This window comes from Thioalbus denitrificans (genome assembly GCF_003337735.1).
In the GTDB taxonomy this organism is placed as follows: domain Bacteria; phylum Pseudomonadota; class Gammaproteobacteria; order DSM-26407; family DSM-26407; genus Thioalbus; species Thioalbus denitrificans.
On the sequence record NZ_QPJY01000009.1, the window covers coordinates 28,237 to 49,234 of the forward strand.

Annotated in this window: 19 protein-coding genes; 15 read left to right on the forward strand and 4 right to left on the reverse strand. The window is 65.6% G+C overall.

The genetic code is table 11. The features are described from left to right. Positions 1 to 5 precede the first annotated feature (5 nt). From DFQ59_RS15220 to DFQ59_RS15285, 14 genes are all read left to right on the forward strand, one after another. Positions 6 to 2,522: a DEAD/DEAH box helicase gene (locus DFQ59_RS15220; protein WP_147275269.1), complete on the forward strand. Its 2,517-nt coding sequence runs from the start codon at positions 6 to 8 to the stop codon at positions 2,520 to 2,522. 1,203 nt (positions 2,523 to 3,725) lie between these two features. After that, the gene (locus DFQ59_RS15225) at positions 3,726 to 4,646 is read left to right on the forward strand and encodes a hypothetical protein (protein WP_114280581.1); all 921 of its coding nucleotides are present in this window, start codon (positions 3,726 to 3,728) and stop codon (positions 4,644 to 4,646) included. Between the two features lie 245 nt (positions 4,647 to 4,891). Continuing rightward, positions 4,892 to 5,443 carry an NUDIX hydrolase gene (locus tag DFQ59_RS15230; protein ID WP_114280582.1) on the forward strand — a complete coding sequence of 184 codons (552 nt, stop codon included), beginning with the start codon at positions 4,892 to 4,894 and terminating at the stop codon, positions 5,441 to 5,443. A 258-nt stretch (positions 5,444 to 5,701) separates the two neighbouring features. Then, positions 5,702 to 6,265: an ankyrin repeat domain-containing protein gene (locus DFQ59_RS15235; RefSeq protein WP_114280583.1), complete on the forward strand. Its 564-nt coding sequence runs from the start codon at positions 5,702 to 5,704 to the stop codon at positions 6,263 to 6,265. Between the two features lie 197 nt (positions 6,266 to 6,462). Beyond that, positions 6,463 to 7,134, forward strand: coding sequence for a transposase (locus tag DFQ59_RS15240; RefSeq protein WP_245937290.1), 672 nt, complete (start codon positions 6,463 to 6,465; stop codon positions 7,132 to 7,134). 38 nt (positions 7,135 to 7,172) lie between these two features. Continuing rightward, on the forward strand, positions 7,173 to 7,700 hold the full coding sequence (locus DFQ59_RS20550; protein ID WP_114280585.1) for a GNAT family N-acetyltransferase: 528 nt from the start codon (positions 7,173 to 7,175) through the stop codon (positions 7,698 to 7,700). Positions 7,701 to 7,943: 243 nt separating this feature from the next. Further along, complete coding sequence (locus DFQ59_RS15250) at positions 7,944 to 8,672, forward strand: DUF4386 domain-containing protein (protein WP_211314964.1); 729 nt, start codon at positions 7,944 to 7,946, stop codon at positions 8,670 to 8,672. Positions 8,673 to 8,758: 86 nt separating this feature from the next. Continuing rightward, complete coding sequence (locus DFQ59_RS15255) at positions 8,759 to 9,124, forward strand: cupin domain-containing protein (RefSeq protein WP_114280586.1); 366 nt, start codon at positions 8,759 to 8,761, stop codon at positions 9,122 to 9,124. Beyond that, positions 9,121 to 9,543: an ester cyclase gene (locus tag DFQ59_RS15260; RefSeq protein WP_211314965.1), complete on the forward strand. Its 423-nt coding sequence runs from the start codon at positions 9,121 to 9,123 to the stop codon at positions 9,541 to 9,543. Before DFQ59_RS15255 ends, DFQ59_RS15260 begins: the two co-directional genes overlap by 4 nt. Positions 9,544 to 9,800: 257 nt before the next feature. Beyond that, complete coding sequence (gene srmL / locus DFQ59_RS15265; protein ID WP_114280587.1) at positions 9,801 to 10,919, forward strand: PheS-related mystery ligase SrmL; 1,119 nt, start codon at positions 9,801 to 9,803, stop codon at positions 10,917 to 10,919. 226 nt (positions 10,920 to 11,145) lie between these two features. Beyond that, positions 11,146 to 11,880 carry a carbonic anhydrase gene (locus DFQ59_RS15270; protein WP_114280588.1) on the forward strand — a complete coding sequence of 245 codons (735 nt, stop codon included), beginning with the start codon at positions 11,146 to 11,148 and terminating at the stop codon, positions 11,878 to 11,880. Positions 11,881 to 12,028: 148 nt separating this feature from the next. Beyond that, positions 12,029 to 12,775 (forward strand): SDR family oxidoreductase, encoded by a 747-nt coding sequence (locus DFQ59_RS15275; RefSeq protein WP_114280589.1) that lies wholly within the window; start codon positions 12,029 to 12,031, stop codon positions 12,773 to 12,775. A gap of 393 nt (positions 12,776 to 13,168) precedes the next feature. Continuing rightward, positions 13,169 to 13,684: a hypothetical protein gene (locus DFQ59_RS15280; protein ID WP_114280590.1), complete on the forward strand. Its 516-nt coding sequence runs from the start codon at positions 13,169 to 13,171 to the stop codon at positions 13,682 to 13,684. Positions 13,685 to 13,825: 141 nt separating this feature from the next. Continuing rightward, positions 13,826 to 15,154 carry an acyltransferase family protein gene (locus tag DFQ59_RS15285; RefSeq protein WP_114280591.1) on the forward strand — a complete coding sequence of 443 codons (1,329 nt, stop codon included), beginning with the start codon at positions 13,826 to 13,828 and terminating at the stop codon, positions 15,152 to 15,154. A gap of 24 nt (positions 15,155 to 15,178) precedes the next feature. Here the strand turns inward: DFQ59_RS15285 and DFQ59_RS15290 are convergent, their stop codons facing one another. Further along, positions 15,179 to 16,987, reverse strand: a complete 1,809-nt coding sequence (locus DFQ59_RS15290) for an AMP-dependent synthetase/ligase (RefSeq protein WP_114280592.1) — start codon at positions 16,985 to 16,987, stop codon at positions 15,179 to 15,181. Positions 16,988 to 17,110: 123 nt separating this feature from the next. On the opposite strand from DFQ59_RS15290, the gene DFQ59_RS15295 reads away from it, so the two are divergent. After that, on the forward strand, positions 17,111 to 17,815 hold the full coding sequence (locus DFQ59_RS15295; RefSeq protein ID WP_211314966.1) for a DUF2238 domain-containing protein: 705 nt from the start codon (positions 17,111 to 17,113) through the stop codon (positions 17,813 to 17,815). A 12-nt stretch (positions 17,816 to 17,827) separates the two neighbouring features. Here the strand turns inward: DFQ59_RS15295 and DFQ59_RS15300 are convergent, their stop codons facing one another. From DFQ59_RS15300 to DFQ59_RS15310, 3 genes are all read right to left on the reverse strand, one after another. After that, positions 17,828 to 18,913: a carbon-nitrogen hydrolase family protein gene (locus tag DFQ59_RS15300; protein ID WP_114280593.1), complete on the reverse strand. Its 1,086-nt coding sequence runs from the start codon at positions 18,911 to 18,913 to the stop codon at positions 17,828 to 17,830. Positions 18,914 to 18,945: 32 nt separating this feature from the next. Next, positions 18,946 to 19,890, reverse strand: coding sequence for a carbon-nitrogen hydrolase family protein (locus DFQ59_RS15305; protein WP_114280594.1), 945 nt, complete (start codon positions 19,888 to 19,890; stop codon positions 18,946 to 18,948). A 75-nt stretch (positions 19,891 to 19,965) separates the two neighbouring features. Next, positions 19,966 to 20,832, reverse strand: a complete 867-nt coding sequence (locus tag DFQ59_RS15310; protein WP_114280595.1) for a class I SAM-dependent methyltransferase — start codon at positions 20,830 to 20,832, stop codon at positions 19,966 to 19,968. Between the last annotated feature and the right edge of the window lie 166 nt (positions 20,833 to 20,998).

Consider the following 20,998-nt stretch of genomic DNA (forward strand, 5'->3'; position numbering starts at 1 on the left):
AGCTAGTGAGTATTAAGGAAATAGCGCGGGAACTTCTAAGACTGGAGCATTGGAATTATGCGCTTCAACTCGGGATGATCGAAGGCGAAATTCGCCAATTAGATGCAGCGCTTCTTAAGAAAGCAATTTACGCTATCGACGAGTTGAGATGGCAAGACGAAGCTTTCTCTCACCGATTAGCAACTCAGTTAATTGCCATAACATGGGAACACTCGTCTCTTGAACAAAAACAAGCCTTGCGTGAGTACTTTATTGTCACGCTCTCCCGTCTCGGTATAGCGCCTTCTACAGGCATGATCGATCCAGAATATGCCGAATCAGGCATATATAGCCCCGTATCAAGCTTCTTTACTGAACTACAAACAATAACTCTTCAATCTCCGCATGAGATAAATATAGGTCAATCACGTATTTTGCTTACGCAGTTTCAATTAGATGTTTTAAACGCTATCAAATCACACCGACTAATTGGTATATCGGCACCGACTTCTGCTGGCAAATCATTCGCCATCTACTTAGCAATAACGAGTCACATCGCATATAGCACGGCATCGGTTATCTACATTGTTCCAACACTAAGTCTGGTAAGCCAAGTATCCAGAGACATTAGGGCCATGTTGAAGAGCACAGGCTCTAAAGTACTTCCGGTTTATACCACTTATCATCCTGCTGCGGAGCAATCAATATTTGTTCTAACCCAAGAAAGGGCAATGGGTGCAATCGAGGAGGACAGCCTTCCAGAAAAGGGCTTTCTTGTTGTGGACGAGGTACAAAATCTCGAACGTGTTGCACAGGAAGATGACCACAGGTCAAAAGTTCTTTTTGACCTTCTTAAGGATTTAAAAGACAGTGGTCGACTTGAAAAGATAGTTCTAAGCGGACCTCGCCTAAGCAACATCGGCAACGTTGGATTTGAGATATTTGGGGAGCCTTCTGATGAGCAGGAAAGCCAGATTTCTCCTGTTGTGAATATCACTTACGCTATCGAACATCACAAAGATAGCTATTGGCTCAATCAGTATGTCGATACTCTAGAAAGCCCAAATACATTGGCTATCACGAATAAAGATGTAATTGCGGGATACGGTCAGTCTCTTTACACTGATAAGTTTTTGGACTACCTAACACATCTGCTTAATAGTCTAGGGCCATCTTCAAGAAACATAATTTTCTCCCCAACAGCACCCCAAGCAAGAAATACGGCATACAGTCTTTCGGAGAAGCGGCCTTCAATATCGAGTGACCCACGGGCTGCATCACTTGCTGAGTATTTAAGAAGAACAGTTCACCCGTCATATACCTTGGCCGGTGCAATACAAAAATCCGTTGGTTACCATACTGGAAGAGTACCGATGCATGCTCGCGCAGCAATTGAAGAAGCGTTCAAGTCCGGCGTAATCAAAGACTTAGTATGCACTACTACTCTCATGCAGGGTGTTAACCTTCCTGCCACTACAGTGATCGTGCGTAATCCCAATCTTTTCGTTCGAAAAGGAAAAATGGGAGCAGCACGTCTTTCACCATATGAATTTGCCAATTTACGAGGACGTGCAGGCAGGCTGCTCAAAGACTTTATAGGACGAACCGTCGTTCTTGATGCAAGTTCTTTCGCTGAAGAAGAAAGCCAGGAAGACCTTTTCAGGGATGAATACAAAGACCTTTATCCTGGATACTACGATGCCTTCGAAGCAAACCGATATGAGGTTATTCAGGAGCTAGATTCGCCAACATCTGCATCAGTTGGTCCGCATAAATACTTGGTAACCTATATCCGTCAGACGCTTCTTCGTATGGGTAGTACAGGTATTCACAGATTGCGTGATGTTGGCATATACCTATCAGATCAAGAGCTCGCTCAAACTATAAAGGCGTTAGAGGCTCTAACAATTCCGCATAACCTAGCGCTGCGCCATCGGTATTGGGATCCTTTTGATCTGGAGCTACTGTATTTAGAAGTGCAAAGAAGAGGCTTGGATCCTCTTCCAAGTAATTCCTGGGAAAGTGACATCGGTAAGTTACTTCACAGAATTGTGAGTTTTCATGCTGAGCACCTCAAATACTATTACGATCGTAGTATTGGAGACAGTACAGACGAAAAATATATTTGGGCAGTCTGTCTATCAGCAGAGCAGTGGGCTCGTGAGGCACCGCTCCGAGAAATCTTAGACAGACGGAATTTTCAAGATAAAGTAGCTGATAAAATCGACGACCAGATCCAGCTGCTAATGACTAAAGTTGTTTATGGACTACCTACGCTATTAAAGCCGTATGCCGATATAACCAGCCAAGGATCGGCTTTGTTGGCCTCAATAGAATGGGGCGCATTCCACCCTGTTACAAGACTATTGATTGAGCGAGGTGTTGCACGTGATACGGCCATAGTCACTCGCCTCACTTTGTTCGGAGACTTGACGGGGAAAGAAGAAGGATTAGATAACCTCATTTCCTCACGATTTGCAGACAAACTCAATGAACTTGGCTATTGGGAGCGAAAACAAATAGCCGATGCATTTTTAAACTAAACTGCGCAAAACTGCGTAAAGTGCGTAAAAGGGGTCGCCCATTAGCCGCCTCCGTGCAACAGCGCGTAAAAGGGGTCGGTGACAAATGCGTTCCATTCGCATTGCCGGCGTGCGTAAAAGGGATTGGTAACAAATACGTTATGCAGGGAGTATTAGTGTTAATACCCTGCCGTCTGCCAAGACGTAAAATTGGTAACACAATAACAAAGGAGGATGAGTTATGAGGAAGTTGATTGTTGCGCTAACCTTGGTCTTCGCAAGTAGTATGGTGTTGGCTCACGGGGGTGGTTGCCGGAAAGATTCACCTCCAGGACAGTGCTGTCATAAAGATCACAGCACCGGGATCGTTCATTGTCACTAGGGCGAGTGTGGCCCGGTGTCAGGGCAAACATTACAACAAGGATGACCCTGAGCCTGGTTGGGCCGCTATAGCTTCGGTTTGATTTTCCCCCGGTCCCCGCGTCATGCAGCAGTGATTGCGGGGACCGGGCGTCTCCGGCGCTCCCGCGGGGTGCGCTCATCCGGAACCTGTTGAAAAGACTGGGATTGAGTGGTGGTTCTGGTGTAAGGTGACCGCATCCGGTTCAGGGAAGAGCCCGCACAGATGATCAAGCCATCCCTGTATTGCCTTCCCTCCGTAGCGCGGTACCCCGCCCAGTGCGTGTTTAAGGGGTCGGTGACAAATGCGTTCCATTCGCATTGCCGGTGTGCGTAACAGGGATTGGTAACAAATGCGTTATGCAGGGAGTATTAGTGTTAATACCCTGCCGTCTGCCAAGACGTAAAATTGGTAACACAATAACAAAGGAGGATGAGTTATGAGGAAGTTGATTGTTGCGCTAACCTTGGTCTTCGCAAGTAGCATGGTGTTGGCTCACGGGGGTGGTTGCCGGAAAGATTCACCTCCAGGACAGTGCTGTCATAAAGATCACAGCACCGGGATTGTTCATTGTCACTAGGGCGAGTGTGGCCCGGTGTCAGGGCAAACATTACAACAGGGATGACCCTGTGCCCGGTCGGGCCGCTATAGCTTCGGTTTGATTTTTTCGCCGGTCCCCGCGTCATGCAGCAGTGATTGCGGGGGCCGGGCGTCTCCGGCGCTCCCGCGGAATGCGCCCATCCAGAACCTGTTGAAAAGACTGGGATTGAGCAGTGGTTCTGGTGTAAGGTGACCGCATCCGGTTCAGGGAAGAGCCCGCACAGATGATCAAGCCATCCCTGTATTGCCTTCCCTCCGTAGCGCGGTACCCCGTCCAGCGTCGCATCCAGCGCGGCGCCGGCTTCTCCACTTGTCGGCACTGCCAGTCCTCCCCGGACCGGTTGGTGCGGGCGGGAACCGTGGTCTTTTCCCCGGCACCGGCGAAGTGCCGGCAATTCAGCGTTCGAACATTGGGGGGCAGAAAAGTGAAAGCAGCTATCCGTAACCTTTCAATCATCATCTGTGCCGTTGTCCTGACCGCGTGCGCGTCGACGCCCAAGGTGGCGCTGAGTCCGGAAGCGAAGCAGGGGCTGAAGCGCATCGCGGTCGTACAGACCACCGAGCCGGAGAAATACTTCGTCTACCCCGGACAGCTGCCGGGGGGCTTCGTCTTCTACATGTTCGGCGCGATCGGCGGCGCTGTCATCGGTGGGATCGAAGCGAGCCGGATCGAATCGGCAACCACACGGTTCACGACCGCGGTCTCCCCGCTGCAGCCCGATCTCAGCGGCACGCTCCTCTCCGGGGTGGAGGAAGGGCTCCGCGCCAAGGGTTACGAGATCCATCGCGTTCCGGCTCCTCCCATGCTCCCCGACGGCAAGGCATATGACCTCTCCAGGGTCGACGGCCAGTTCGACGCGGTCCTGGTCACGGAACTGAGAGGCGGATATGTCGCGGAGGGTAAAGGGGTCGCGCCGAGCGTCACCGTTTCAGCCTCGCTGATGAGCAAGTCAGGTAGTGACAGGATCTTCGCCACGACCTACACCTACAGCCCGGAGGGGCGGGGCGAGGTCGTCCAGATCGAGCCCGACGAGAAGTTCGTGGTGGCTTCGGTGGATGCCATCTATGACGATGTGAACGTGGCTGTCGAAGGGCTGCGGACCGGTGCCAGAAAGGTCGCCGAACGGATGGTCGCGGACTTGTAGCGGACCAGGGGTCCGGTCCGGCATCCCGGCATTCGAGGGTGTCGATTCACCGCAGGGCCCAGTGGCCGGTAGCTGTATATGGAGACGCCCGGAAGGGAACCTCTTCCGGGGCTTGCGCCGGCTCAGCGGTTTGCCTGCGCAGCGCTTCGGTCGACGTCATTCTCCGGTCGGCATCCATGTCCGGGGCGGGCGCGAGGCTGTAGGTCCCCGTCACTGCACCACGCCTGCATGCGGAGGGAGTTGCCATGGCACAGGTCTATGCGGTCGTATACGACGAGAACGGGCGCGTCCTGATGGCCTTCAAGAAGGCGAAGGGCGAGTATTTCCATGGCGAGAAAACGACGCCCACGACTCTCAACTCGGCGGGCCAGCTCGTTGTCCCGGGCGGCGGGCTGGAGTTCGGAGAGAGCATCGCCGACGGCTCGCGGCGGGAGTTTCGCGAGGAGACCGGCGTGGACATCCTGAAGTACGCGGACCTGGTGGCCACGAAGAAGTTCTCCAAGGGCGCCTTCGGAGTGGGCTATTACAAGGTGAGCGCGGATTACGAGTGGGCGCTGGAGAATGACATAAACGGTAACATTCTGAACCGCCACAACAGCGACGACGAGCTTCACCAGGTGGGTTGGCTATCACACTCCCAGGCCGTGAAGACGCTGAAAAGCGGCTTCTCGGACAAGTTCGTGGGCAAGGACGACATCATGGCGCTCAAGAAAAGGAGCAAGTACGCCTTCGATTTGAGCTGGTACGTGATCGCTATCGAGAATTATCCATACGGCAAGCAAACGATGAATCTGTAATCGAATCTCGTTCGGAGGTTGCTGGTGAAGGCGATTGGCAATGGATGAGTTTAGTGAAAAAGGGAGGGATGACAACGGGGAATGGTTGCGGGTGCAGGTTGTCAGCGATCTTTTAAAATTCCTGCACATGCCATGCGTTTGTGAGGAAAGCCGTACCTCGTCGAGGTCTTCCCCGGCGGCGTGCATCAGCGGTTGTAATCATGGCGCATCGAGAGTGACAAGCGTTGCGCCTGACTGTCGCATGAGGAATGTTCACCAATGAAGGCTATGGTGGTGCTTGTTGCGCTTGTGCTGAGCATAGCGTGCGCGAAGGCCGATACCGATGCCATGTTCGATGCCATCCGTCACGGAGATGTTGCTGCCGTGAAGCAGTTGGTGGCTGAAGGAGAGCCGGTTAATCCGACGGGCAGGGAGTCCATGTTCCCGATCCTCTGGGCGGCAACCTTCGGTGACGTCGCGATCGCGAAATACCTGCTCGAGAACGGGGCGATGCCAGACCCGCTGCAAGACAATGCACCTTTGCAGTCTGCATGCATGAACGGATACGTGGACATTGCCGCTGCACTCATCAGGCACGGCGCGGATCCGAACCGGGTAGACCCCGATTCCCGTGACGGCATGACCTGTCTCATGCGTGCTGTCAGTGCCGGAAGTCCGGAGCTTGTGAGGGTTCTGTTGACGAATGGAGCGGATGTTAGCATGCGTGACAAGCAGGGAAGAACCGCTATGGACATCAGCAGCGATCTCCGAAATCGGCAAGAGCAGATTGGAGCGATCCTCGATTCTGAAGTCCAGCACAACGTCGGCGCGCCTCGCAGGTGAGCGGATCAATAAGGGTGTTGCGCGTTAAAGGGGTCGGCGCCCTGTCCGGGTGCGCGTTAAATGGGGTCGGTGACAAATGCGCGTTAAATGGGGTCGGTGACAAATGCGATCCATTCGCATTGCCCTTCCGGCTTCTATAAACTCAAGCCAACTACAACACGCAAGCGAAAGGACTCGCTATGCCCCGGAAGCCACGGATGTATTTACCGGGCGTTCCCTGTCATGTCGTCCAGAGAGGCAACAACAGGGATGCCTGCTTCTTCGCGGAAGAGGACTACCGCTTCTATCTTGAGTGCCTCGGTTCGGCGGCGAGGCGATACCGGGTTGCCGTGCACGCCTATGTGCTCATGACCAACCATGTGCACATCCTCATGAGTCCGGAGGAAGAGGCGGGCGTGTCGCGGGTCGTTCAGTCTGTCGGACGCCGCTACGTTCAGTACGTCAACCGCACATACAGGCGTTCGGGCACCCTCTGGGAGGGAAGGCATAAGTCGAGCCTGGTCCAGGTGGAAGCCTACTTTTTGTCCTGCCAGCGATATATCGAACTGAATCCGGTTCGGGCCGGGATGGTCCGGCATCCGGGTGACTACCGCTGGAGCAGCTACCATCACAACGCCTTGGGGCATCACGATTCGCTCATCAGACCCCATTTGCTGTACCAGGGCCTGGGCTGTAACAAGGGTACTCGGCACGTTGCCTATCGCGAACTCTTCGATATCGAACTGCCGCCTGAGGATATCCACCGCATCCGCAAAGCGGCCACATTTTCGATGCCACTCGGCGACAACCGTTTTCGGGAGCAGGTTGAGTCGGCGCTCAATCGGCGCATCGGACAGACATACAGGGGTCGCCCCCGCAAGGGAGAATGATTAGCATTTGTCACCGACCCCTTTAAGAGAAGGTGCTCATGACGGACTTGCGGCAGCATGCCGGGCCGGTGTTTCCTGTCATCCGCCCGGCGGAGGCGGCGGATTTCGATTCCATTCTCGCCCTGAACGCCCGCGTGGTGGTGGAGACCAGCCCCATGGACCGGGAGCGGCTGGGGCTGCTGGATGGGATGGCGGACTATCACCGGGTGGCCACCGTGGCGGGGCGGGTGGCGGGGTTTCTCCTGGCCATGCGGGAGGATGCCCCCTACGAAAACGACAACCACCGCTGGTTCGCCGCGCGCTTGCCCCGCTTTCTCTACGTGGACCGGATCGTGGTGGGCGCGGAGTTCGCCGGGCGGGGCATCGGCAGCCGGCTCTACCGGGATCTCTTCGACCATGCCCGCGCCGGCGGTGTGCCCCTCATCGCCTGTGAGTACAACATCGAGCCCCTGAATGCCGCTTCCCGTGCCTTTCACGACCGGTTCGGGTTCCGGGAGGCGGGCCGACAGCACGTGGCTGACGGCGCCAAGCTCGTGTCACTGCAGACGGCGGAGGTCGGCCGCTGATGGCGAGGGGGCCGGGGCGGGCCGCCTCGCCATCCTCTCCGGGTTGCCCGGAGCGAACCCGTGAATGCCACCCCTGGCGGGGGCAGCGGATCGTTGCGACGACGGCGGGCCGACGATCGGTCGCGTGCCTCGCCAGGTTGTTGGCTACACTGAACGGGGTCGGCGCCCTGTCCGGCTGAACGTCCGGCATTCCGCCGGGATGGCCGCAACGGTGCCCGCCCACGGGCTGAGGGGGGATTCGGCTTGACGGTTCAAGGGACAACCGGGCCCTCCCGGCGCACCCTGGCGAGAACGACCGGACTGCTCTACCTGGTCATCATCGTCTGCGGCATCTCCAGCGAGGTGCTGGTCCGCTCCTTGCTCATCGTGGCGGGGGACGCCGCCGCCACCGCCGCCAACATCCAGGCCGCCCCTGGGCTGTTCCGCCTCGGCTTTGCCTTCGATGCCCTCATGCTGCTGTGCGACGTGGCTGTCGCCGTGCTTTTCTACGTGCTGCTCAGGCCGGCCGGCAGGACGCTCGCACTGATGGCGGCCGCCTTCCGCCTCACCCAGGCCGCCGTGCTGGGGCTCAACCTGCTCCACTACCACGCCGCCGTGCTGCTCCTGGAGGGCGCCGCCTACACGGCGGCATTGCCGCCGCTCCAGGGAAATGCCCTGGCGCTTTTCCTGCTGGATCTCCACAGCCACGGCTACGACCTCGGGCTGATCTTCTTCGGCCTCTCCTGCCTCGCCCTCGGGCGGCTGGTGGTGCGCTCGGGCGATTTTCCCGTAGCGTTCGGGCACGGGCTTGTGGCGGCGGGCGCGGTCTACCTGGTGGGCAGCTTCTCCCGGTTCCTCTTCCCGGACCTGGCGCCCGCCCTCGCGCCCCTCTACATCGTGCCCCTGGTGGTGGAGACCGCCTTCGCCCTGTGGCTCGCCATCCGGGGTGTGCGCAGCTGCCCTGCGGGCGCGCCATCGGCGGACCGGGGGTGAGCGCCCTGGAGCGACGGGATGCAGGCACTCCACCGAAGCCGCCGCGGATACGAGCGGATTGCCATTCCCGGAGCGAGGACCCGTCCATGAGCAAGACCACCGCCACCTACTGGAACACCCTGGACCCGGACGCACGGGAGCGCTGGGCGCCCGTCAGGGGCCTGGAGGGCATGGCCGAGGAGCTGACCCTGAGCCTCGATCCGGAGACGGGCGAATACACGCGGTTGACCCGTTTTCTGCCGGGGGCGGACACCGCGGCCTTCGGCGGCAAGAGCCATCCCTACCCCGAGGAGGTGTTCGTCGTCAGCGGGCGCCTCCACGACGCGGCCTTCGATCTGTGGCTGGAAGCGGGCCACTACGCGAGCCGGCCGCCGGGAGAGCCGCACGGGCCGTTCCGGACCGACACCGGCTGCGTCGTGCTGGAGATCTCCTTCCCGGGCCGCACCGGATGAGCGCGGACCTGGAGCGGATGAAGGTGCAGGTTCGCCGCTTCTACGCGGTGCTGTGGGACGCCCGCGACAAGGCGGCCATCCCCTCGGTGCTGCACGAGGACTGCGCCTTCCGCGGCTCCCTGGGGGACGAGAAGCGGGGCCACGCCGGGTTCGCCGAGTACGTGGACCGGGTGCACGCGGCGCTGGGCGAGTACCGTTGCAGCATCCGCGACCTGGTGGCGGAGGGCGACCGGGTGTTCGCCCGGATGCGCTTCGCGGGCATCCACCGCGGCGAGTTCCTGGGCTACCCGCCCACCGGCGAGCGGATCGCCTGGGACGGCTGCGCCCTGTTCACCTTCCGCGGCGAGCGCATCGCCGAGGTCTGGGTGCTGGGCGACCTGAAGGGCCTCGAGCGCCGGCTCGAGGCCGCCCGGCGCTGAGCCCGGCCCGGGCTTGACTTGCCCCGGCCGCCGCCGGTACGGTTTTTGATACTTTCCATCGGAGCAGACATGGCCATCCACCGCGCGCAGCGATTTAGCCGCTCCCGGGTTCCTGTTCACAGGGACGCGGCGGCGTGCGCGCGCAGATAACGGCCAACTGCGCTCTCCTGGCTTTCAGCCTTGCAACGCCCCCGGGTTCCGGAACCCGGGGGCGTTTTGCTTTTCAGCCATGGCCATTCCGGCTCCAGGAGAGAGACATGACTTCCTATATCGACCACGCGGCCCTGCTCCGGGCCCTGCGCCTGCGCGACCTGACCGACCCCCTGCACGGCCCCCACGCCATGCAGCACCTGGTGGCGGACATCCACATCTGCCTCGGCAAGGAGTGGGGCTGTCCGCGCCTCATCCACCGGCACACCCCCGTGGTGGCGGTGGGCGACAACTACGACCGCCTCGGCTACCCGGCCGGGGCGGCCGCGCGCGACGCGCGCTATACCCGCTATCTCGGCGAGGGCTACATGCTCCGATCCCACATGTCCGCCCAGATTCCCGGCATCCTGCGAGGCCTGGCGTCGGATCCGCCCGGGGATCTCCTGCTGGTCTGCCCGGGGCTGGTCTACCGGCGCGACACCATCGATCGCCTGCACGTGGGCGAGCCGCACCAGCTCGATCTCTGGCGCATCGCCCGCCGGACCCGCCTGACCCGGAACCACCTGGCGGAGATGGTGCGCCTGGCCATGCAGGCGGCGCTGCCCGGCTACCGCTACCGGACACTGGCGGCGAGCCACCCCTACACCACCGACGGGCTCCAGATCGATGCGGAGGTGGATGGCGCCTGGGTGGAGGTCGGCGAATGCGGTCTGGTGGCCCCGTCCGTGCTCGCCCTCGCCGGCATGGACCCGGAGCGGGTCAGCGGGCTGGCCATGGGGCTGGGGCTGGACCGCCTGCTCATGGTGCGCAAGGGCATCGACGACATCCGCCTGCTGCGCACGGAGGACCCGCGTGTCGCCCGGCAGATGCAGGACCTCGCCCCCTACCGCCCGGTCTCGAACCAGCCGGCCATCCGCCGGGATCTCTCGGTGGCGGTGCCGGAGGCGCAGACCGCGGAGGAACTGGGCGATCGCGTCCGGGAGGCGATGGACGGCTGCCTGGACCAGCTGGAGAGCCTGGATATCCTGGAGGAGACGGCCTGGGCGGACCTGCCGCCGGCGGCGCGGGAGCGCATGGGGATGCGGGCCGGACAGAAGAACGTGCTGCTGCGCCTCACCATCCGCCACCCGGTGCGCACGCTCACCTCCAGCGAGGCCAACGGGCTGCGCAACCGGGTCTACGCCATCCTGCACGAGGGCGGCAGGATGGAGTGGGCCCCGGGCTGAGGCGGCGACGCAGGGCCAATCGCCGCAATCGTCGCTCCGGCCGCTGCCGGGGGAGCCCGCCGCTTCCCTGGCAGCGGCCGGAGGCGGTTCGCCGGGGGCTCCCGCCCGCCCCGCCGTGTCTTGACCGACTCTTCACGCAACCAGGCCCGAACCTGTTTACTATCGGCACCGCGCCCCGCAACGGAGGCGCGCGACAGGGACCTTCCGCATGACAAGGAGACGTTGCATGAAACGAACCGTGATCACCGCCTGCATGGCGCTGGCGGCCGGCGCCGCCCTGGCCGACGGCAGCCCCCACTGGGGATACACCGGCGACGGGGGGCCGGCCCACTGGGGCGAGCTCGCTCCCGAGTACGCCGTCTGCGGCTCCGGGAAGAACCAGTCGCCCGTGGACCTCGCCGGCCGCACCGAGGCGGAGCTCGAGCCGATCGCCTTCCATTACCGGGCCGGGGCCGGAACGATCCTCAACAACGGCCATGCCATCCAGCTGGACCAGGCCGCGGGCAGCGCCATCGCCGTGAACGGCCACGAGTACGCGCTGAAGCAGTTCCACTTCCACGCCCCCGGCGAGAACCGCATCGACGGCCGCACCTACCCGATGGAGGCCCACCTGGTCCATGCCGATCGGGATGGCAATCTGGCGGTGATCGCGGTGATGTTCGAGGAGGGCGCCCCGAACTCCGCCCTCGAGCAGGCCTGGGCGGAGTTGCCCGGCCGGGCCGGCGAGAGCCGCACCCTGCCCGCCGCCGTGGATGTCCGGGCCCTGCTGCCCGCGAGCCGCGACTACTACCGCTACAGCGGCTCCCTCACCACGCCGCCCTGCACCGAGGGGGTCCTGTGGCTGGTGATGAAGCAGCCGGTGACGGTCTCCAGGGCCCAGGTCGAGGCGTTCGCCCACGTGATGCACCACCCCAACAACCGCCCGCTCCAGGCGCTCAACGCGCGCGCCGTGCTGCAGTGACCGGGGGGGATGCGCGGGGCGGCGAGGGGCGCAGGGCCGGTCGGGAGCCGGCTTTCCCGCGCGCCGCCCCGGTGATGGGCATGCCGCAAGGGGCGCCGTTGCCCTATAGTTGAGCGGGAACGATACCCGCCACGGGGGACTGCCGCGTATGGACAGGGTGATGGTCATAACCGGCGCGAGCCGGGGCATCGGCGCCGCGACCGCGCGGCTTGCCGCCGCCCGCGGCTACGCCGTCTGCCTGAACTACCTGCACAGCGCCGGTGCCGCCACGTCCCTGGCCGGGGAGATCCGCGCGGCCGGCGGCCGCGCGCTCGCCGTCGCCGCCGACGTTGCGGTGGAGGCGGAGGTGGCCGAGCTGTTCCGGCGGGTGGACGGGGAGCTGGGCGCCGTCACCGCGCTGGTCAACAACGTCGGGGTGCTGGAGACGCAGATGCGCGTCGACCAGATGGACGCCGCCCGCCTGAACCGGATCTTCGCCACCAACATCACCAGCGCCTTTCTCTGCGCGCGGGAGGCGGTGCGGCGCATGTCGACCCGCCACGGCGGCCGGGGCGGCGCCATCGTCAACGTCTCCTCGGCGGCGTCGCGGCTCGGCTCGGCGGGCGAGTACGTGGACTACGCCGCCTCCAAGGGGGCCATGGACACCCTCACCCTCGGCCTGTCGCGGGAGGTGGCCGCCGAGGGCATCCGCGTCAACGCCGTGCGCCCCGCCTTCATCCATACCGACATCCACGCCAGCGGCGGCGAGCCCGGGCGGGTGGAGCGCATCCGGGACTCCATCCCGATGGGGCGGGGCGGGGAGCCCGGCGAGGTGGCCAACGCCATCCTGTGGCTGCTCTCGGACGAAGCCTCCTACGCGACCGGGACCTTCATCGAACTCGCGGGCGGGAAGTGAGCGGAGTCAACGGCTTGGGGCGGTGACAGCGGCGGCGCAATACCGCTATGATTGCCTGTGAACCCGGATGTCGCCCGGCATCCGGATTCCCAGGCCGGCGCAAGGACCCGCAATGCCGCAGATGACAAGGATGCCGTCACCCAGCGTACCCCTGCACGCCGGTCCGCCCGCTGCCACCGGCAACGCCCCCGCTTCCCCGCGGGCAGGCAGCCGCTCCGCTCCGGGCATCTCTCTCCTCCCGTCGCAGCACCTCCCCGCGCACGCCGGATCCCTGCGGATGGCACGGATCCGCCCCGCGCCGGCGGCAGGTGACGGGAGCACGCAGGGAGTCCGAGGGCTCAACCGCTCAATGAAATGAATAAGAACATTCCGATACGAGGGGAGGAAACAACCATGGACATGGGCAAAGGCCATTCATATCTGTCGTTGGGCGGTCTCGTGCTCGTCGCGCTCCTGTTCCTGTCCGGCTGCGCCACGACCCGGAACGTCTACGTTTTCCCGGATGCTGCCGCGAGCGGGACGGCGACCATCATCAGCAGCTGGACCCGCAACGGCCTGACCGACTGGGAGGGCTACAGCATCGAGTCCATTGACGGCAAGTACGTCTCCTACGGGATGAGCGACCGGGACTGGGTCACCATCCCCATCACCGCCGGCGTCCACCAGCTGGTGGTTTTCGGGCAGTTCAACCGGACCTTCGGCGGCAGCTGCCCCTGCCAGACCTACGCGGAGCTGACGTTCGAGGCCGAGTCTGGCGTGAACTACAAGCTCCTCGGCGAGGTCAAGGGGGTGAACATCAACTTCTGGGTCATCGACAAGGAGACGGGGGAGGTGAAATCCGATGTATCCGGCGCCTCCTATGCCCGCTCACCCCAGGACAGCTACGTGCCGATCTATATCCCCATGTGATTGCCCGGCGGCGGACGGCTTTCGGCACCGCCGGGTTGCAATCCCCCCCGGGCCCCGCCCCCCCCCGGCGCCTCCCTGTGGCCCGCTGCGGCCGGGGATGCTATACCCCTGACAGGGAAGCGGAAATCGGGAGGGAACGACATGCCCGGGGAGCGGGAGGGAACGGCACGCGGCGGACTCTGGACCCGGGCGGGGTCCCTGGCCGCGCAGGCACCCGCGCGGCGCAACCGCTACGTGGACTTCCTGCGCGCGGTCTCCATCACCGTGGTGGTGCTGGGCCACTGGCTGATGGCGGCGCCCTACTACGCGGAGGGGGCCCTGCAGATCGGCGACCTGCTGCGGGTGGTGCCCTGGACCCGCTGGCTCACCTGGGCCTTCCAGGTGATGCCCGTCTTCTTCATGGTGGGCGGCTACGCCAACGCCGCCTCCTGGTCCTCGGCCCGGCGCTCGGGCCGGACCTACGCCGAGTGGGTGGCGGTGCGGCTGCGGCGGCTGGTGGCGCCGCTGGTCCTGCTGTTGCTGTTCTGGACGCTGCTGGCGGCGGCGGGTAACCAGGCCGGCGTGCAGCCGGTCAACATCCGGGTCGGCTCCCAGGCCGCGCTCATCCCCGTGTGGTTCCTCTCGGTCTACGTGCTGGTGGTGGTGGCGGTCCCCGTCACCCACCGGGCCTGGCGCCGGTTCGGGCTCGCCTCCTTCTGGGGGCTGGCACTGGGCGCCGTGGTGGTGGACCTGGTGGGCTTCACGGTCTTCCCCCTGCTGCGCTGGGTCAACTACGGCTTCATCTGGCTGGCCATGCACCAGCTCGGCTACCACTGGCAGGCGGGCGGATTCGCCACCCCCGCCCGGTCGCTGCCCTGGGCGGCGCTGGGCCTGGCGGTGCTGGCGGCGCTGGTCGCCGTGGCCGGCTATCCGGTCAGCATGGTGGGGGTGCCGGGGGAGGAGGTCTCCAACAGCCAGCCGCCCACCCTGGCGCTGCTGGCGCTGGGGCTGTTCCACGCCGGGCTGCTGCTCGGCCTGCAGGGGCCCATGCGCCGCTGGCTGGAGCGCTCCGGCCCCTGGACCTTCACCGTGCTGGTGAACGGCTACATCATGACCCTCTACCTGTGGCACCTCACCGCCATGGTGCTGGTCATCGGCGCGGCCAACCTGCTCGGCGGCGCGGGGCTGGGGCTGTTTCCCGGCAGCGGCCCCTGGTGGGCGACCCGGCCGCTGTGGGATCTCCTCCTCGGGCTGGTGCTGTGGCCCTTCCTGGCGGTCTTCGCCCGCTTCGAGCAGGGGGCGCGGGGGAGCGCCGCGGCGCCGCTGGCGCCGTGGCGGGCCGTGGCCGGCTCGATCCTCCTCTGCTACGGGCTGGCCAGCCTGGCGCGCGGCGGCATCGGCGGCGACGGGCCGCTGGGCCTGCGCCTGTGGGTGGTGATCCTGGCCCTGGCGGGCGCGGCGCTGGTGCTGGCCCGCCGGCGCCCCGCCTGAGCGGCGGGCATCGCCCGGCGATGCTCAGCCGTGGTCCGCGTAGAGGCCGCGGATGGCCTCCTCGAAGCGCTCCTCCAGCACGTGGCGCTTCAGCTTCAGGGTGGGCGTGAGCAGGCCCGCCTCCACCGTCCACGGCTCCAGCGACAGGTGCACCGCCCGCACCCGGGCGTAGCCGGGCAGGTCCTGGAGCCGGGCGTTGACCCGCCGCAGGACCGCCTGGGTCACCGGCCTGGCCCGCAGCGCGGCCGGGTCGTCGGGCGCCAGGCCCAGCTCCCCGGCGAGGGCGCGCCACTGCTCCGGGTCGAGCACCGTCAGCAGGGCCACGTAGGGGCGCGCCTCGCCGATGGCCAGCACCTGGGTGAAGAGGGGATCGCGCAGCACCGCCGCCTCCAGGTCGGGACGGGGTATCTTCTCACCCGTGGAGGTCACCAGGATGTCCTTGATGCGCCCGCGCAGGAAGATCCGGCCGTCGCGCAGCTCCGCCACGTCGCCGGTGTGGAGCCAGCCCTCGCCGTCGATGGCCTCCCGGGTCGCCTCGGCGCGTCCCCAGTAGCCCTGCATCACACTGGGGCCGCGCACCAGCAGCTCGCCCGCGGCGCCGGTGCGCACCTCCAGCCCGGGCAGCGGGAATCCCACCGAGAACGGGTCGTTGTCGTCGATGGCGTTGGCGGTGATGACCGGGGAGGTCTCCGTCAGCCCGTAGCCCTGGAGCAGGTGCAGCCCCAGCCCCAGGAAGAAGCGGGCGATGGACTCGTCCAGCGGCCCGCCGCCGCTGATGGCCACCCGCAGCCGCCCGCCGAGGCGCTCCAGCACCGGGGCCGCCGCCAGCCGGCGCAGCAGGGGCCACAGGAGCCGGTCCAGCGCTCCCGGCGCCGGCCCGCGGCCCTGGCCGTGCTGGTAGCGCCGCCAGCCCACCGCCACCGCCCGGTCCAGCAGCCGCTCGGCGAACGGGCCCCGCTCGCGCACTTTGGCCCGCACCGCCCGGTGGAAGCGCTCGTAGATGCGCGGCACCGAGATCATCACCGTGGGGCGGATGGTGCGCAGGTCCTCGGCCAGGGTGTTGACCGAGCGGGCGTAGGCCACCTGGCTGCCGCACAGCATGGGCAGGTAGTAGCCCAGGGTGCGCTCCAGGGTGTGGGACAGGGGCAGGAAGGAGAGGAAGACGTCGTCGTGGTAGGTGGGGATGATGCGCCCCGCCGCCTCGGCGTTCCAGAGCAGGTTGCGGTGGGAGAGCATCACCCCCTTGGGCGGGCCGGTGGTGCCGGAGGTGTAGACCAGGGTGGCCAGGGCGTCGGGATCGGGGGGTGCGGTCCGCGGCACCGCCGCCTCCGCCGGCAGCCAGGCGCTGGCCGGCCGGACCTGCACCGGCCGGGATGCGGCCTCCAGCTCCTCCAGGCAGACCACCGTGCGCAGATCCGGGAAACGCTCCCGCAGGGGGGCGAGGTCGGCCCACAGGGCGGATTTTCCCGCCAGCAGGAAGCGCGCGCCGCTGTCGGCGAGCAGGTAGGCGATATTGCCGGGGTTGTCGGCCACGTACAGGGGCACCACCACCAGCCCCAGGCCCAGCGCCGCCTGCTCGCAGGCGACCCACGCCACCCCGTTGGACGCCAGGATGGCCACCCGGTCGCCCGGCTCCAGCGTCTCCGCGGCGAGGGCCTGCTGCCAGCGGCCCACCAGGGCGCCCATCTCCCCCCAGGTCCACGTGCGCCACCCGCCCTGCCGGGCGTCGTACTCCCGGTAGGCGGCGAGGTCCGGCGTGCGTGCCATCCGGCACTGCAGCAATCCGGGCAGGGTGATGGCCTCCGTGCAGCTGATCAGGTCGGGTTCACGCATGGGCGGCCTGCTATGCTGGAAAACCGGTGCTTACCATAACCATAGCCAAACACGGAGTGGACGGAGCCGGGAAGCGGCCGCGGCGTTCCCGCGCCGGGCCGATGCGGGAGGGGAAACGGGGGCATGAAAGGTTCGGAAAGGCCATCGCCGTCGACGGGCAGGGGCGCGATCGACCTGCCCGCCCGCGTTCACCGCTGGGTCGTGGCCGTGCTGCAGCTCGTCATGGCGGTGGAACTGGTCCTGGTTCTCCGCGACCGGCAGTGGATCACCGCGGTCCTGGTGCTGTCCATCATGGCCCTGACGCTGGTGCCGGCCGCCATCGGCCGCCGCTTCCGGGTGTACGTCCCGTCCGAATTCCAGGTGCTCGCCGTCGTGTTCGTCTTCGCGGCGTTGTTCCTCGGGGAGATCCGCAGCTACTACGAGCGCATCTGGTGGTGGGACATCGCCCTGCACGCCAGCTCCGGCCTGCTGCTGGGCATCGTCGGCTTCCTGCTCGTCTACGTGCTGAACGAGAGCCGGCGGGTGGACCTGCACCTGCGCCCGCGCTTCGTCGCCCTGTTCGCGTTCCTGTTCGCCGTCTCGGCGGGCGTGCTGTGGGAGATTTTCGAGTTCGCCATGGATCGGATTGCCGGCACCGGGATGCAGAAGCCGATGCTGGGCGATCCTTCCGGCCTGACCGACACCATGTGGGACCTGATCGTTGATTCCCTGGGCGCCCTGTCCGTCAGCGTCTTCGGCTGGTGGTACATGGTGCGCCGGGAGCACTCGTTCATCGAGGCCTGGATCCGGAAGTTCATCGAGCGCAACCCGCGGCTGTTCCGCTCCTGAGCCCCGTTTGGCTCAGAGCAGGTACTCCGGGACGTATTCGTTGACCTCACCGGTCCGGAGGAAGGGCTCGGTGACCGCGGCGTAGTAGTGTCCGCCCTTGCCGAACCAGCGCTCCCAGGACGCCTTCCAGGGCTCGGGCATCTCCTCCGGGATCCAGAACCGGTCCGGGACCGGCTCCAGGGGCGCGGCCGCCGCGGGCAGGTCGACATCCGCCACCACCACCCCCGCGCCGTCGGCGGCCGGCCGCCGGGCGAGGACATCGCCCCGGGCGTCGACGATCATCGCCTCGCCCAGGTAGGTGGAGTCGTAGGCCACGTCGGGCAGCTCGGGGCTGTAGAAGCCGTTGAAGGGACCGGCGTGGGCGCCGTGGACGACCGGCACGCCGAGCATCCGCGCCAGCCGCGGCGCGGCGGTCCGGGCCATGGCCAGGTTCGCCGCCCGGAATGGGCTGTCGCCGTTGTCCCCGTCCGGCAGGGTCCACCAGCAGGAGCCGCCCACCACCAGCCGCACGCGGCCCAGCAGGCGCCGCGCGGTTCCGGTGCGGATGAGCTCCCAGCACAGGGCGGAGCCGACGTCGCCCAGCGGCGTCTCCAGCACCCCGTCGTCCTCGCCGCCCCGGTAGTAGCAGTTCTCCCAGTAGGTGGGGTAGTCCTTGTCGTGCCGCTGTGCCGACCCGTCGGGGAAGACGAGCAGGAAGGTGTTGTGGACCGAGTCGCCGTGGCGGGCCAGGAACGAGCCGCCGACCACGGCGTCGAGCTCCCGGGCCAGGCGCTGCAGCAGCCGCGCGGGCGCGCCGTCCACGGGCCGGATGGCGGCGAGCATGTCGGGGTGGAAGGCCGCCGCGGTGGTGAACATCTCCGGCAGGATGATCCACTCCGCGCCCTGTTGCCGGGCCGCGCGCACCAGCTGCTCGGCCTGGGCCAGGTTCGCCTCCACGTCGGCGAGCTTCGGTGTCATCTGGATGGCGGCGGCGCGCAGCCGCACGGGCGGGGCCGGCTTGACGGCGCCGGCCAGGGCCAGCTCCGGGCAGGCGCCCGCCAGCAGGCCGCCGGCGAGCCAGCGGGTGAAGCCGCGCCGGCTGATGTCGTGAGTCGCCATTTCGGTTCTCCTGTCGCGGGCGTGGCCGCCGCTCAGCCTTCGCCGCCGAGGTCCACCGGGCTCTGCGGCCGGGTGTCCACCTTCAGGGTGAAGATGTCGGGACGGGCGTAGTGGCCCACCACGTCGAGGGTGCGCCGGGCGATGCCCACGCGCCCGGGGTCGATGTCGGCCTGGAGGATGCCCTCCTCGCTGCGCAGCGGGCCGGCGACGATCGCCCCGCCCGGGGCGATGACGACCGAGTCGCCCGGGTTGATCCAGTCCTCCCCCTCGGGGTAGAGCCCGGCCCGCTCGGGGAAGTCGCCGGGCAGGTCGCGCACCCGCAGGACCGTGCCGCTGCCCAGCACCCAGCAGCACCCCTCCCGGGCGATGTGGCGCAGGGTTTCGATCCAGTCGTCGCCGCTGTCGTAGGTGGGGGCGATGTAGAGCTCGATGCCCTGGGCGTAGAGGGCGTAGCGGGCCAGGGGCATGTAGTTCTCCCAGCACAGCAGCGTCCCCACCCGGCCGGCGGGGGTCTCCACCACCTTCAGCCCCGAGGCGTCCCCGAAGCCCCAGACCATCCGCTCCGGGTTGGTGGGCATCAGCTTGCGGTGGCGGTTGATCACCGCGCCGTCCGGGCCGATGACGACGATGGTGTTGTAGAGGGTCGCCCGGCCGAGCCGGCCGTCGCGCTCGTTCAGCCCGCAGACGACGCTGACCCGGTGGCGCCGGGCGGCCTCCTGGAGCGGGGCCAGGTCGCCCCGCTCCAGGTCCACGGCGTTGTCCAGCAGCCGCCCATGCAGCGCCTCGCTCAGGGTCCAGTCGCCGCCGGGCCGCAGCCGCCAGATCCAGGCCGGGTAGCCGGGGATGAAGGCTTCCGGAAAGATGACCAGCTCCGCGCCGCCGGCCACGGCCTCGTCCACCAGGCCGGCGGCCTTGCCGATGGTCCGCTCCCGGTCCAGGAACACCGGCGGAACCTGCACAATCGCCACTCGGGTCATGATCGTTTCTCCTGGCTGCCTGATGTCGGTTACGTTCCCCTCCGCCGCGCGCCGGGCGGGCCGCCGCGGCGGCGCTCAGCGGGTGCCGACGGCGAGAACCAGCTCGCAGGGGCCAACGAAACTGCCGTCGCGCTCGAACTCCCCCAGCGCCTGCTCGATCTCCTCCCAGGCCGCCTCCTGCTCCCCGTCGTCGAGACCGGAGAGCATCTGGTGCAGCGCGCCGAAGGACTCCTTCTCGAAGCGCAGGCACTCGCCGGCGGAGTCGAGCTCGATGGGGGCGTCGAGGGTCTCCACCCGCAGGTCCCTGAAGCCGGCGTCGGCGAAGGCCCGCTCCAGCACGCCCGGGGCGCCGAGGCTGAAGGGCCCGGGCTGTCCGGGCAGGGGCGGGGGGAGGTTGGCCCGGCGGCGGATGATGGAGACCGGGACCGAGAAGAAGGGGTTGCGCTCGGCGGTGGAGTAGACGATGGCCGCCACCCTGCCGCCCGGCTTCACGGCGTGCTTCATGCCGCCGAGGGCCTTCTGCTGGTTCGGGAAGTAGATCATGCCCACGCGGGAGATGACCGCGTCGAACGCCCCGGCCTCCAGCTCCGTCAGGTTCTCTCCGTCCAGCTCCCGGGTGGTGACGTTGCCGTGGCCCTCGGCCCGGGCCGAGGATTCCGCGTAGGCGAGGATCGCCGGCGAGATGTCGGTGGCCAGGACCCGGCCCCCGGCGCCGACGCGCCGGGCCACGGCCAGGGTCTGCTCGCCGGCGCCGGCGGCCACGTCGAGCACGCGGGCGCCTTCCCCGATGCCCGCCAGGTCGAGCATGCGCTCGGTGGCGGGACCGAGCCAGCGGTGCAGGAGCGGTCCCCAGCGGTACCAGGCCTCGGCGGCCCGCTCCCACTGCTCCCGGGTGGTCTGCTTGTAGCGGATGGGATCGAAGATGGGCTGGTTGCCGGTCATGATGTCCCTCCAGGCGCCGGTCGCGGCGCGAGATGGTGATGGAATAAGTGCGGCCCGTTCGGGACCAGGAATAGGCCGGCGCGCTGGATAAAACCCGAGAAACGGACTAAGATTTTCCGAAGGAAGTAAAAAAATCATAAAAACAACAAGTTATAGCTTCCGTTCA

Coding starts and splice junctions, on each gene's coding strand:
- DFQ59_RS15225 (WP_114280581.1), top strand. CDS start 3,726: ATGATCAAGCCATCCCTGTATTGCCTTCCCTCCGTAGCGCGGTACCCC.
- DFQ59_RS15230 (WP_114280582.1), top strand. CDS start 4,892: ATGGCACAGGTCTATGCGGTCGTATACGACGAGAACGGGCGCGTCCTG.
- DFQ59_RS15235 (WP_114280583.1), top strand. CDS start 5,702: ATGAAGGCTATGGTGGTGCTTGTTGCGCTTGTGCTGAGCATAGCGTGC.
- DFQ59_RS15240 (WP_245937290.1), top strand. CDS start 6,463: ATGTATTTACCGGGCGTTCCCTGTCATGTCGTCCAGAGAGGCAACAAC.
- DFQ59_RS20550 (WP_114280585.1), top strand. CDS start 7,173: ATGACGGACTTGCGGCAGCATGCCGGGCCGGTGTTTCCTGTCATCCGC.
- DFQ59_RS15255 (WP_114280586.1), top strand. CDS start 8,759: ATGAGCAAGACCACCGCCACCTACTGGAACACCCTGGACCCGGACGCA.
- DFQ59_RS15260 (WP_211314965.1), top strand. CDS start 9,121: ATGAGCGCGGACCTGGAGCGGATGAAGGTGCAGGTTCGCCGCTTCTAC.
- srmL (WP_114280587.1), top strand. CDS start 9,801: ATGACTTCCTATATCGACCACGCGGCCCTGCTCCGGGCCCTGCGCCTG.
- DFQ59_RS15270 (WP_114280588.1), top strand. CDS start 11,146: ATGAAACGAACCGTGATCACCGCCTGCATGGCGCTGGCGGCCGGCGCC.
- DFQ59_RS15275 (WP_114280589.1), top strand. CDS start 12,029: ATGGACAGGGTGATGGTCATAACCGGCGCGAGCCGGGGCATCGGCGCC.
- DFQ59_RS15280 (WP_114280590.1), top strand. CDS start 13,169: ATGGACATGGGCAAAGGCCATTCATATCTGTCGTTGGGCGGTCTCGTG.
- DFQ59_RS15285 (WP_114280591.1), top strand. CDS start 13,826: ATGCCCGGGGAGCGGGAGGGAACGGCACGCGGCGGACTCTGGACCCGG.
- DFQ59_RS15290 (WP_114280592.1), bottom strand. CDS start 16,987: ATGCGTGAACCCGACCTGATCAGCTGCACGGAGGCCATCACCCTGCCC.
- DFQ59_RS15295 (WP_211314966.1), top strand. CDS start 17,111: ATGAAAGGTTCGGAAAGGCCATCGCCGTCGACGGGCAGGGGCGCGATC.
- DFQ59_RS15300 (WP_114280593.1), bottom strand. CDS start 18,913: ATGGCGACTCACGACATCAGCCGGCGCGGCTTCACCCGCTGGCTCGCC.
- DFQ59_RS15305 (WP_114280594.1), bottom strand. CDS start 19,890: ATGACCCGAGTGGCGATTGTGCAGGTTCCGCCGGTGTTCCTGGACCGG.
- DFQ59_RS15310 (WP_114280595.1), bottom strand. CDS start 20,832: ATGACCGGCAACCAGCCCATCTTCGATCCCATCCGCTACAAGCAGACC.